We start from the raw sequence: 12,353 nt of genomic DNA on the forward strand, positions 1-12,353 counted from the left end.
ATTATATTCTTTTTAATAGTTCTTCTTCAAGATTGTTAAACTTAGACGTTAATATCATTGCTGCTATTACAAATGGTTTGTAACTCGCTTCATGATATGTATGGATTCTGTATTTCTCAAACACTTCTTTAGAGACTTCTCCTTCTTTGCAGCTCACATCAGTTATATCGGCAGGAAGACAATGCATGTAAAGTGCCTCGCCTCCTTTTGTTAACTTCATTTTCTTTTCATCACATTCCCAGTTCTTATATTTTGCATTATTGGCAAGACATTGTTTTTCCAGTTCTTTCAGTCCTTCTTTATCGCTCTTCTGCAATAATTTTGTTCTGTGTTTCATAACTTCGAACGGTGCCCATGATTTAGGATATACAACATCTGCATCCTTGAACGCCTCTTCCATTGAATTCACAATCTTAAAGGACGGATTTTCTTTCTTAACTTTTTCTTCGAGTTCGGGAATTAAGTTATAACCCTCGGGATATGCAAGAGTGACATCCATACCCAGCCTTGTCATAAGAGTAATTATCCCCTGTGGAACAGAAAGAGGTTTCCCGTAGCTTGGAGAGTATGCCCAGGTCATCGCAAGTTTTTTACCTTTCAGATTTTCAAGACCTTTAAAATAATCTTTCAACTTGCCAAGGTCAGCAAGCGATTGCGTAGGATGGTCTATATCACACTGCAGATTAATAACATTAGGTCTTCTATGCAAAACACCCTTATTAAATCCTTCCTGTACTGCGTCTGATACTTCCCGCATGTATTTGTTTCCTTCTCCGAGATACATATCATCGCGAATACCTATTATCTCAGCAAGGAAAGAAATCATGTTTGCTGTTTCCCTTACAGTTTCTCCGTGTGCTATCTGGCTTTTTACTTCGTCGAGGTCAGAAATACCGAGACCCGTCGCATTCACGGCTGAGGCATAGCTGAAACGTGTTCTTGTTGAATTATCCCTGAATATCGAAATACCAAGACCTGTATCGAACAGTTTAAATGACTTTCCCTGTCTGTGAAATTCTTTAAGTATTTCTGTAAGTTCCGTTATGTACTTGATTTCATCAAGTGTCTTCTCTGTTGTGAGAAGAAAATCCTTTCCGTACAGACTCTGTTTGTAATTCTTAAGTTCTTCTAATTTAGTTTTTAATTCCATTCTATAAATTTATTTATAATAAACCGATGCTGCTTCAATTGCATCTACTATTTGCTGATATCCTGTGCATCTGCAAAGATTGCTCTGCAATGCTTTTCTGATTTGTTCGCGTGTTGGTGAATGATTCGAAAGAAGCAAAGCATGAGCAGTAAGTACCATTCCCGGCGTGCAAAACCCGCATTGTATAGCCCCGTGATCAATGAATGCCTGCTGTAAAGGGTGTAAACTACCGTCTTCATTTTCCATTCCTTCGATTGTAAGCACTTCACAGTTTGCTATATCATTTACTGTTGAATGACATATACGCATTGTCTTGTTGTTAATTAGCACCGCACATGCACCACATGACCTCATCTCACATCCGTTCTTTACACCCGTAAGATTCAGATGCTCTCTTAAGTATTCCGTAAGTTTTAATTCTTTTAACTCATCGGGAATGTTATACACTTTTCTGTTTATGGTCGTCTGCATATAACTTCCTCCTCTTCTTCTATTTTAACTTTAATAGGAAGTTTGAAATACCTGTGACCCGTTGCATTATAGATTGCATTCGCGAGTGCGGGAGCCATGAGTTCGTTCGTCGGCTCACCGATTCCTTTTGCTCCTGACGGAGAATTAGGGTCGGGATTTTCTATCAATATTGCTTTCATCTCGGGCATGTCCGTTGCACGCGGCAGCCTGTATGAATTAAAGTTATCGTTAATTATCTTGCCGTCTTTAATTTTTACCTCTTCAAATATTCCATAACCAATCCCCATTGCCATTCCGCCGTAGAACTGGCCGAGTGTCATTCCAACGTTAGCAGCTTTACCGCAATCATGAGCAGCTATAGCATTTAAAAGTTTTAGCTTTCCTGTTTTCTTATTTATTGATATCTCTACTGCCTGACAGCCGTAAGTCCATGAGAAATAAGCATCGCCCTGTCCGTTATGCTCATTCCATGAAACCGCAGGCGGTCTGTAAACACCCATCACATGAGGATACTCACGGGAGTTAAACATCTCTTTAATAACTTCGTTAAAAGATTTCTCTCCTTTTTCAAAATAAACCGCATTATCTCTTATATCAAATTTCTCTGATGAGCAGTTATATTTCCTCGATAAAAACTTTGATATTTGTGACTTTAAATCTTCAACTGCTTTTACTACAGCTCCGCCACCAAGTACCGTACCGCGTGAAGCCACAGTGGTTCCGCCGTCAGGGATTGTCGAAGTTGAGGGCCTTCTGTAAACGATTCTATCAAGACTGACTCCGAGTTCTCTCGCAAGAATTAAGCACATCGCACTTTCAGAACCTTGTCCGTTTTCATGAATTCCTGTTTCGAGTATAATTGAACCGTCCGGCTGAACATTAATAATAGCGGAATTGAAATCAACACCTTCCGCACCGATACTCATCCCTCTGTAGCTCATTGCCAGACCTACACCATAGAGTTCATCGCCGTCTGTTTTGCCGTATGAGCATTTCTTAAGCTTATTCTCAACATCAAATTCGTTTAAAACTGTATTCAGAGTTTCTTCCATTGCAACTTTATGGTTATCAAGATTCTGTCCTGTTATCGTAATGCTGCCCTGCCTTACCATATTCTTTCTTCGAATATCAATCACGGATAAATTGCATTTGCGCGCAGCTATTTCAATCATCGATTCAACAACATAGTTCATCTGAGGGGAGCCGAATCCGCGCATCGCACCCGTGAATACGTTGTTAGTATAAACTCCGTATGTATCGCAGTGTACATTTTCAACCTGATAGGGTCCGCAGCATTGAACGGTAGAGCGCCATGTGACCCATGGGGTTACCGAGCAGTACGCACCGCCGTCGGCAATAATTTTGCAGTTAACAGCTTTTATTATTCCGTCTTTTGTCAGCCCCATTTTGTAATAAACTTTGTAAGGATGCCGCTTGTAACTCTCTCTGATCGACCACTCTCTTGAGTAAGAACACTTTACGGGTTTCCCTGTTATCATTGCAGCAAGAGCAGTTCTTGCGCAGACAATCGCAGCTGTATCATCCTTCCCTCCAAACCCGCCGCCCATAGGCGTACCTATCACTTCAACTTCTGCGAGACTGCAGCCGAGTGTAGATGCGACAAAACGTCTTGTGCTGAATGGATGCTGCATACTTCCGTAAACTTCCATTACACCGTCATGACGCGGATTGCATACAGCAGCTTCCGGCTCCATGTATGAATGCTCAATGAACTGAGTCTGAAAAACTTCATCAAGAATTATATCACATTCTTTGAATGCATCATCCGCATTCCCTTTTCTTACAACATGTTTATTAATAATGTTCGAGCCATGCTCTTTATGTATAAGAGGTGTGTTCGGGTCCATTGAAACTTCCACATCAAGTACCGGAGTTAACTCTTCAACATCAACTTTTACAAGCGCAGCCGCTTTGAGTGCGTTAGCACGTGTATCTGCTGCAACAAGAGCAACAACGTCGCCGTTAAAGTAAATTTTATCCTTCGCAAATATCTGGTAATCTTTAATAATCTGACCGAACGTAAGCGCACCCTTAATATCTTTCCATGTTATTACTTTAACAACTCCCTCAGATTTTTCAGCTGCCGAAGTGTCAATATTCTTTATGAGCGCATGAACGCTGTCGGTATAAACCGGCACTGCGTGTAGCATAAACGGAAACTTAATATCGTCCGTGTACTTTGTGCGACCCGTTACTTTTGCATAAGCATCATTCCGCCACGATTTTGGGTTTTCCTTTTTCATATAATTAATTTCTTTTATTTCAAATAATTTAACGCCGAATCAATATCTTTTAATCCGCTGCCTGTAATCAACAAAACAATCTGCTCCTTTTTATCAAACTTATCTTTTGTTTTCTTTAATGCCGCTAATACTGAAGAGCATGAAGGCTCTGCAAATACACCCGTTGTCTTCGCAAGCTCCCTCTGCGCCGTCATAATTTCCTCATCTGATACAGTTATAGAAAATCCTTTTGATTCCTTAACTGCTCTCGCTGCCATAAAAGCATTGCTTGGTGCCGAGACTGAAATTGAATCAGCAACAGTTTTGGGGTGTACTGCATTTCTGTAAACACCTGTGTTTATAAGGTTATGAATAGCATCTGAGTTCTCAGCCTGTACACAAACTAACCTTGGTATCTTGGATATTATTCTTGCTTCTCTTAAATCATGGAAAGCTTTGTTTATTCCCGATATAATAACACCATCACCTACGGGAACAAATATTACATCAGGAGTCTTGAAATTATTCTGTACGAATATTTCAAGACCTGCAGATTTCTTTCCTTCGATTGTAAGAGGGTGATAAGCGGTGTTTCTGTTCAATCCTTTGTTCTTTTCTGTGTATTCAAGTGACAATCTGAAAGCATCGTCATACGTACCGTTTACTTTTCTCACATCAGCACCATAAATATACATCTGCAGTAATTTTGCTTTTGGAGCCGTCTCCGGAACAAAAATAATTGCTTTCTTGCTTGCTGCTGCGCATACTGCCGCCAGAGAACTTGCAGCATTGCCAGTTGAAGCAGTAACGATAGTATCTTCGTTTATCCTGTTTGCCTCCGCTGCAACAAGGAATGAAGCTCTGTCCTTAAAGGAACCGCTCGGATTAAGCGAATCATTCTTTATCCATACATTATTCAAACCAACAAACTTATTAAGGTTAGAATATTTTACGAATGGAGTTCCGCCGCATTTATACTCAGGGAAATACTTTTCTTCAACCGCAGAAAGAAGATTCATATCAGGATTATCCTTCGTGAACTTCTTTCCTATAATATCATAGTCGAACTTCGCAAGAAGTACACCCTTCAATGGTTCTCCGGGCTTATAGTCAGCCGAGCACGAAGGACAAAGATATTTTACTTCATCCCGTTTAAATGTTTTTCCGCAATATGAGCACTCGTAAAACATGTTATGGATTATTCAATTTGTAAACAAACCCCGCATAAACAGCCGCACATTCGCTCAGATGCTCAACTGGAGAATTTTCATTCGGCATGTGTGCAAGTACTTCATTGCCGGGACCAAGACCAATACAAGGAATGCCATGCATGCCGGCAATAGCAACACCGTTAGTGCTGAAAGTCCATTTATCAACTTTTGGTTTACGTTTAAGAACATTCTCATAAGCAAAGACTGCATCCTGCAGGAATAAAGAGTTCTCTGAAATTTTCCATGTCGGATAATATTTCTCTGTCGGATATACAAGTCCGGTGAATGCTTTCTCTTCATACATCAGAACTTCGACTTCCGCATCGGGATACCCTGCGAGTTTTGCGGCTTCTTTTACTTCTGCAACTGCAGATTCTTTCGTCTCGCCGTAAGTCAACCGCCTGTCAAGCTGTATGCTCGCTGCATCGGGCACGGCACACTGTGAAGGAGAATTGAAGAATACCTGCGTTACACAAACAGAACCCTTGCCGAGAAAATCATCGTACGCAAGTCGTTCATTTAACTTTTCTATTTCAAGTGCTATGCGGGATATTTTGTATATTGCATTATCGCCCCTTTCGGGAGCTGAACCATGACAGGAAAAACCTTTTATCTTCACCAGAATTTCCATTCTGCCTCTATGACCGCGGTATAGATTCATGTTCGTCGGTTCAGTAATCACAACTACTTCAGGTTTAATATTATCTTCTTTGATAATATACTGCCAGCATAGCCCGTCACAGTCTTCTTCCATTACAGTTCCCGTGAAATAAATAGTGCAATCTTTGTTAAGCCCGAGTTCTTTTATAAGCTTTCCTGCATATACCATCGATGCCATTCCGCCTTTCTGGTCAACCGAACCGCGTCCCCAGACTTTGCCGTCTTCTATCTTTGGCGTGAATGGGTCGAAGTTCCATAATGACATCTCACCGGGATAAACAGTATCTATATGAGCATCAAACGCTATAATCTTCTTTCCATTTCCGATTCTTCCTATAACGTTTCCGAGTCCGTCTATTTTAACCTCATCAAATCCTTCTTTAATCATCTTAGCTTTGATAAGTTCTATCACATCTTTTTCTTTTCCCGAAAAGGATGGAGTTCTTATTAAATCGCATAGAAATTCAGCAGTATCTTTTTCAAGCTCTTTTGCTCTCTTATAAATCTTATCGTACATTATTTAAAACCTTTCCCAGAGTTTAACTGTTAGTTCTCTTGATTTAGCCGAAGCTTCTTCTTCGTTTACATCAATCTTTAATACTTTATTTTCCATTAACACCTTTCCGTTTGCAATAGTTGTATCAACAATCGATTGTGATATACCAAATATGATATGTCCTAAATAAGTTGTTTCGTCAAGAGGCGTTGGCGGATAATAATCAATAAGTACTATATCTGCCGCTGCATTTTCCTCGATTGCTCCGAGCGGGATATTCCAGTACCGTGCAGCAATTTTCCTGTTATTATTCAGAAGTGTATTTGCTGTCTCCATGAATCCGCACGTGGGATTATTATTCCTTAAATGCTGCGCCCATAATGCAACGCGCAAAGATTCTGTCATGCGAACTGTCATAGCGTCCGTGCCAAGTCCGACAAGAATACCTTTTTCCTGCATCTTTATTATATCCGCTATACCAACAGCATTGTTCAAATTTGACTGTGGATTATGAACAACCGCAGTACCATTCTCTGCAAGTATATCCATCTCTTTATCGTCAATATGAACGCAATGAATCGCAAGACTCTTATTGCCCATAATACCAAACTTATCGAGACGTTCGACAACTCGCATTCCAAAATTCTTTACGTTGAAATCTTCGTCAGATTGCGCTTCGGCAACGTGGACATGAAAACCCGTGTTAAGGTCATTTCCAAGCGTTGATGCTTTTTCTAACGTCTTATCGCTAAGCGTAAAAGCCGCATGAAGACCGAACATTGCTTTTAGCTGCTCGTCATTATTCTTCTGACACTGTTTAATGAACTCTGTGTTCTCTTCAAGACCATCTTCAGCAATCTTCTCGCCGTCACGGTCTGAGACCTCATAGCATAGCGAAGCACGAAGACCCGTTTCCTTTACTGCTTTGGCTATAAGATTAAGCGAACCCCTCGCTGAAAAAGGACTTGCATGGTGGTCGATTAAAGTCGTTGTCCCGTGCTTTACCGCGTTGATAGCCATTATCAAAGCGCTGAAGTAATTTGTATCTGCGTCAAGCTTTTTATCAAGCCGCCACCAGAGGTTTTGCAAAACCTCGTTGAAATTCTTTGAAGGATTTGCTTTGCCAAGCCCGCGGACAAGCGTGCTGTAAAAATGCATGTGAGCATTAATGAATCCTGGCATTACAACCTTGCCGTGTGTATCTATTACTTTATCGTATTTATCGGTAAAGTTTTTCGACTCACCTATCTTTTTTACTCTTTCACCCTCTATTAGTATTGAATGATTATAGAGTACTTTCGGATTTTCACCGAGAGTTATTATTATACCGTTTTTTATTAATATTGTGTTCAATGTTTTTGTTTATTTATGCTTCGTTTAAGACATTCATTTCCTCTTCTGTTCTTCCCCTCATGAACAGGGCTCCCGCAAAGCACTTCTGAACGCAGATGGAACACCCTATGCACCGTGAAGCATCGGTAACAGGTATTTTCTTATTATCGAGTTCGATTGCAAGGTACGGACATCTTTGACAGTTCCCGCAATGCTCGCATAAGTCTTTGTTCACCGCCGAAATCTTCTTTACAGGGGAAAGCTCCATGAAACCGGTTATTGGGTTCGGAAATGCATAACCAATAAGTTCAGAAACAGAATTCAATCCACGCTCTTTTAGAAGATAACTTAACCCTGAATTCAAATCATCAATAATTCCATATCCGTATTTCATTACTATTGTACAAAATTGTACTGTCTTTGCACCAAGTGCTAAAAAGTCCGCTGCTGCTTTGTAATCCATCGGTCCGCCGTTTCCGGAGACTGTTATGCCGTGACGCGCAACGTTCGCAAGTGTAAGATTGCTTATAGGTATTACTCCCTCGCCCGATAAACCAACTACTACTCCTTCTTCCCAATTTTCTTTGCTGCCTTTTCTGAATGAAAGTGCAGGGAATGTATTTGCAAGAGTAACGCCTGCTTTTTTATCCGGGTATCTTTCAAACACTTCCTTTATAGCAGCCATGATTGGATAAATAGAAGTAACAGCAGCAGTGAGTTTAAACAGCTTCGGGATATCGGGTTTGCTGATTTGCATAACCCAGTCAATAATCTTTGCCGTAAGTTCTGCATCCTGCGATACGATATCACCCTTCGTACCGTCGCCGCCCTGCGGACAGGAAAGGCTGTATTCGATTCCCATAACGCCCGATTCTTCAAGCTTGCGTGTGTTTGATTGCCATACTTTCATGTCATCTTCATCGTTTCCCGTTACGGGTCCGCCTGTTGAGGCAAGTGTCAACCTGTCGGGATACTCGGCAACAAGTTTTTTGATTTCACCGCATACTCTGTCTAACGGATGTCCGGAGACGTTATCGCAGTTGCCGTATGTTGATTGTGTTACGGCAAACATATACTCGGCTGGAATGTGTATGTCAACATTATCGAATGCTGTCTTCATCACACCGCCTGCCCATCCTGCTTCGTATGCTTTCTTCATCTGCTCATACCCGTCGCTCGGTGGAGCGGCAGAAAGTAGAAATGGTGATAATATTTTTCTGCCAAAGAAATCAGTCCCAAGCGAAACTGGCTGTAAATTTTTTCCGGCAAGTTCTACCCTGCTCTTTACATTCTTTTTAATTACAGGTTTTGGTGTATTGAATACATAAGAATCTACTTTAACGGCTGTATTCTTGCCCGCAGCAACGCTCTCTACTACAGTTGTCGGTCCGTTTACCATATCGCCTGCAAAGAAAACGCCCTTCTTCTTTGACGGCTTTATTGATGATTTACTCCCAACCGATATTATAACAACATCGAACTTTCTTGTCTGCGGATTTGCATTCTTATCGGATTTCATCTTTGCGGGATGAAACTTCTCTCCCTTAGGCAATATAACTTTAGATGTCTTGAGCGATTTTATTTTCTTAACTTTTCCTTTTGACGCACCGCTGATAGAATCAACTTTTGTTCTTCCCGTTATTTCAATTCCGTATTCAAGAATAAGGTCACGCTCATGCTTGGTCAAAGGCATTTCATCAAACTTCTCTAAGCATATCAATTCTACGCTCTGTGCTCCGCATAACTTTGCAGTTACGGCAGCGTCAACGGCTATCGCACCCCCGCCGACAACCGCAGCTCTCATTCCTTTTATATTCAGCGACTTGTGATTTTCAAGATATTCAATCCAATGATAAGCAAAATCCTCGCCCTTAATATTAAGTCTGTTTTCAACATCCAGTCCTGAACTTACTACTACTGCGTCATACTCGGCAAGCAGCTCTTCGGGCTGTACTACATTCGCATTAAAAATAAAATTTATATCACCAAGTTGTTTTAGAAATTCTATATCAGAATGTAAAACGTTTTTATCGAGACGAATTTCAGGAATAAGATTGCACATGCCACCGGGCTTTTTGTCCTTCTCAAATACATCAACCTGATACCCTTTCTGGGCAAGCACCGAACAGGCACCAAGTCCCGCAGGACCTGAACCCACGACAGCCACCTTTTTCCCGTTTGAAGGTGCAAGTTTAAAATCAGGCATCATACTAATTTCTTTTGCCTTCTTAATAATAGTCGCCTGAACGGGCGGTATGCTTACAGCATTATCAAAAGTCCTGTGCACGCATGCTTTCATACAGTGGTAATCGGGACAAACATACCCGCAAATACCGCCGAGGGGATTGCTGCCCATAATAATTGCTGCAGAACGCTGAAAATCCTGAGGTAATCCTCTCTTTGCAGCCATAATAAAATCAGCCGGGGAACAGTCAACGGGGCACGCTTCCTTGCAAGGTTTTTCCTCGCAAAATTCGCACCGGGAAAACTCTGACCTTAGCTGAGCATCTGTCAAGAAATTTTGCATAAATGAGTTTAATTTATACAAGTTACAACTATCTAAACTGATTTTAAATGCAAAAATCCTAATGTCTCCAGCTCATCCTGTTCATCTGTACGCTATATGCTGTACGATTGTTCTTCTGTACACTGTACGCCTGTTCTTCTATACGCTGAACACTTGCTCTTTTGTCCGCTGTACGCTATCCGCTGAACGCAATCTCTTCTCTCTTCTGTCCGCTGTACGCTGTACGCTTAACGCAATCTCTTCTCTCTTCTGTCCGCTGAACGCTGTACGCTGTACGCTGTCTCTAATGTCGGTAGCAAACAATCAGCCAAACTAAAAAGAATGCCGTTAGGTATTCCATGTGATTTTATATTCCCATCATCCAAAATAACAACGTCTCTTCTGTGCTCTAAAATATTGCCGTTGCCTTTAGGCCTGCCTTTTGGCTCAAGATCTGAGCTATCAACTGACAACCAACAACTATCAACTAACTTGCTCCCTTCATTATTAATCACAACATTTTTCGAAATTGTGCCACGAAAATTCTCAATTCTAAAATATTTTTTCCCTTAAAAAAATCTTTTTCTTAAAATAAATCCCTGTATCTCCTGTCTTTTATAATCCGTACAAAAAAATCGACAAAAATACGCCGTGTCCAGGTTTTGGTTTTTATTGTGATTAATAATGAAAGGAGTATGTAAAATATGTTGATAAAAATTTCTCTGTTATTTTTTAAGTTTCAAATCCCCGAAAATGCTCAAAAATTGCACTTTCATTTTTTCTTAATCTTTCGGTCATCTTGTACTCAGATTGGTCTTAAATTGGTCTTGAAATATTTTTCGCTATTCACAGCTTACAACTCACAACTCACTGTTTATTCGTTCTTTGTAGAAGAATCACCGCGGAGAACATCCCAGCTTGTTGGGACAGCTGAAAGTTGTAGATTCGTCATGGCGAATTCAATTATGTAACACAAGTTTCTTTCTTACTTAACGGTATTATTGTCGTGGGGGCTATCAACTAACAACTGACAACTACTTGATAAGTATCATTTTTCTCGTCTCGCTGAACTTTCCTGCTGTCAACTTATAAAGATACACGCCGCTGTTGAGTGCCGAGCCATCGAATGTTGCTTCGTACGTTCCCGGCTGAAGTCTTTCGTTTACAAGTGTTTGAACTTCTCTGCCCATCACATCGTAAATTTTTAGTGTTACTACTGAATTCTGACTTCTAACTTCTGGCTTCTGAATATCAAACCTGATAACTGTTCTCGGATTAAACGGATTCGGATAGTTTTGCGAAAGTGAATATTCTGATGGTATTTCTGTGCTGATATTTGGGATGCCGGTGATTTCCGATAGGGATCGGCGCCAGACGTCATAAGTTCCGGCAAAGACGTAGTTGTTTGCAATGAGAAATGTATAGACGCTTGGGATTGGATTCCAACCCTGATTTATTTGAATCCAGCTTACGCCGTTATTTGTGGAGAGCCAGGCGCCCGAACTAACATAGCAGCCTGCAAATATATTATTTTCGCTAATTGCAAGAGTATAAACATATTGATTATTCAAAGCAGTTTGCGTCCAGCTTAAGCCGTTATTTGTGGAGAGCCAGACGCCGCTGGGATTAGGATAATCATGTGTTCCTGCAAAGATATTATTTCCGCTTATAGCAAGGGAAAGAACTGATTTATTACTCAAAGCAGTTAGCGTCCAGTTTGAGCCGTTATTTGTTGAGAGATAGACGCCCCCTGAACCAAGAGGGAAATCATATGCCCCCGCAAGTATATTATTTCCGCTTATGGCTAGGGAAGGAACAGTTTTATTATTCAAAGCAGTTTGAGTCCAGGTAGAGCCGCTATTTGTGGAGATATAGACACCATTATCATTAGTCCCCGCAAAGATATTATTTCCACTTATGGCAAAGGAAAGAACCCATTGATCATTTAAAGCCGTTTGCGTCCAGGTTGTGCCGTTATTTGTGGAGAGATAGACACCATTATATGTCCCTGCAAAGATATTATTTTCGCTTGTAACAAGGGAAAGAACAGATTTATCATTCAAAGCAGCTTGCGACCAGTTTTGTCCGTTGTTCGTGGAAAGATATATGCCTTGAAAAGGGGGATTACTAGAATAAGAACATCCTGCAAAGATATTATTTCCACTTATGGCAAGAGAAGTTACCGAACAGTTAGATATGCCAGTACCTTGCACCCACTGCCCACTTGCATTCATAGCTGCGAGCATTGTTAATATGACAATGAGTTTTTTCATAGTCTGATAAT

The 12,353-nt window shown here is 40.8% G+C and carries 9 protein-coding genes; all 9 read right to left on the reverse strand.

What is annotated here, in order from left to right; all coding sequences use genetic code 11:
- Position 1: 1 nt before the first annotated feature.
- The gene (ygeW, locus tag WC644_00305; GenBank protein MFA5010368.1) at positions 2–1,150 is read right to left on the reverse strand and encodes a knotted carbamoyltransferase YgeW; all 1,149 of its coding nucleotides are present in this window, start codon (positions 1,148–1,150) and stop codon (positions 2–4) included.
- A gap of 9 nt (positions 1,151–1,159) precedes the next feature.
- Complete coding sequence (locus tag WC644_00310; protein ID MFA5010369.1) at positions 1,160–1,621, reverse strand: (2Fe-2S)-binding protein; 462 nt, start codon at positions 1,619–1,621, stop codon at positions 1,160–1,162.
- Positions 1,606–3,885 carry a xanthine dehydrogenase family protein molybdopterin-binding subunit gene (locus WC644_00315; GenBank protein MFA5010370.1) on the reverse strand — a complete coding sequence of 760 codons (2,280 nt, stop codon included), beginning with the start codon at positions 3,883–3,885 and terminating at the stop codon, positions 1,606–1,608. Before WC644_00315 ends, WC644_00310 begins: the two co-directional genes overlap by 16 nt.
- 14 nt (positions 3,886–3,899) lie before the next feature.
- Positions 3,900–5,054: a threonine synthase gene (gene thrC / locus WC644_00320; protein MFA5010371.1), complete on the reverse strand. Its 1,155-nt coding sequence runs from the start codon at positions 5,052–5,054 to the stop codon at positions 3,900–3,902.
- A 1-nt stretch (position 5,055) separates the two neighbouring features.
- Positions 5,056–6,252 (reverse strand): YgeY family selenium metabolism-linked hydrolase, encoded by a 1,197-nt coding sequence (locus WC644_00325; GenBank protein MFA5010372.1) that lies wholly within the window; start codon positions 6,250–6,252, stop codon positions 5,056–5,058.
- A 3-nt stretch (positions 6,253–6,255) separates the two neighbouring features.
- On the reverse strand, positions 6,256–7,584 hold the full coding sequence (gene ssnA, locus WC644_00330; GenBank protein ID MFA5010373.1) for a putative aminohydrolase SsnA: 1,329 nt from the start codon (positions 7,582–7,584) through the stop codon (positions 6,256–6,258).
- A 13-nt stretch (positions 7,585–7,597) separates the two neighbouring features.
- On the reverse strand, positions 7,598–10,090 hold the full coding sequence (locus tag WC644_00335; GenBank protein ID MFA5010374.1) for an FAD-dependent oxidoreductase: 2,493 nt from the start codon (positions 10,088–10,090) through the stop codon (positions 7,598–7,600).
- 227 nt (positions 10,091–10,317) lie between these two features.
- Positions 10,318–10,542, reverse strand: coding sequence for a hypothetical protein (locus WC644_00340; GenBank protein MFA5010375.1), 225 nt, complete (start codon positions 10,540–10,542; stop codon positions 10,318–10,320).
- 561 nt (positions 10,543–11,103) lie between these two features.
- Positions 11,104–12,342: a T9SS type A sorting domain-containing protein gene (locus WC644_00345; protein MFA5010376.1), complete on the reverse strand. Its 1,239-nt coding sequence runs from the start codon at positions 12,340–12,342 to the stop codon at positions 11,104–11,106.
- Positions 12,343–12,353: the final 11 nt, after the last annotated feature.

Source organism: Ignavibacteria bacterium, from assembly GCA_041649015.1.
Lineage (GTDB): Bacteria > Bacteroidota > Ignavibacteria > Tepidaquicellales > Tepidaquicellaceae > CAIKZJ01.

What these genes read in the sequence shown, in the direction of transcription:
- WC644_00345 (MFA5010376.1), bottom strand. Translation starts at nt 12,342, where the DNA reads ATGAAAAAACTCATTGTCATATTAACAATGCTCGCAGCTATGAATGCA.
- WC644_00315 (MFA5010370.1), bottom strand. Translation starts at nt 3,885, where the DNA reads ATGAAAAAGGAAAACCCAAAATCGTGGCGGAATGATGCTTATGCAAAA.
- WC644_00325 (MFA5010372.1), bottom strand. Translation starts at nt 6,252, where the DNA reads ATGTACGATAAGATTTATAAGAGAGCAAAAGAGCTTGAAAAAGATACT.
- WC644_00335 (MFA5010374.1), bottom strand. Translation starts at nt 10,090, where the DNA reads ATGCAAAATTTCTTGACAGATGCTCAGCTAAGGTCAGAGTTTTCCCGG.
- ygeW (MFA5010368.1), bottom strand. Translation starts at nt 1,150, where the DNA reads ATGGAATTAAAAACTAAATTAGAAGAACTTAAGAATTACAAACAGAGT.
- thrC (MFA5010371.1), bottom strand. Translation starts at nt 5,054, where the DNA reads ATGTTTTACGAGTGCTCATATTGCGGAAAAACATTTAAACGGGATGAA.
- WC644_00310 (MFA5010369.1), bottom strand. Translation starts at nt 1,621, where the DNA reads ATGCAGACGACCATAAACAGAAAAGTGTATAACATTCCCGATGAGTTA.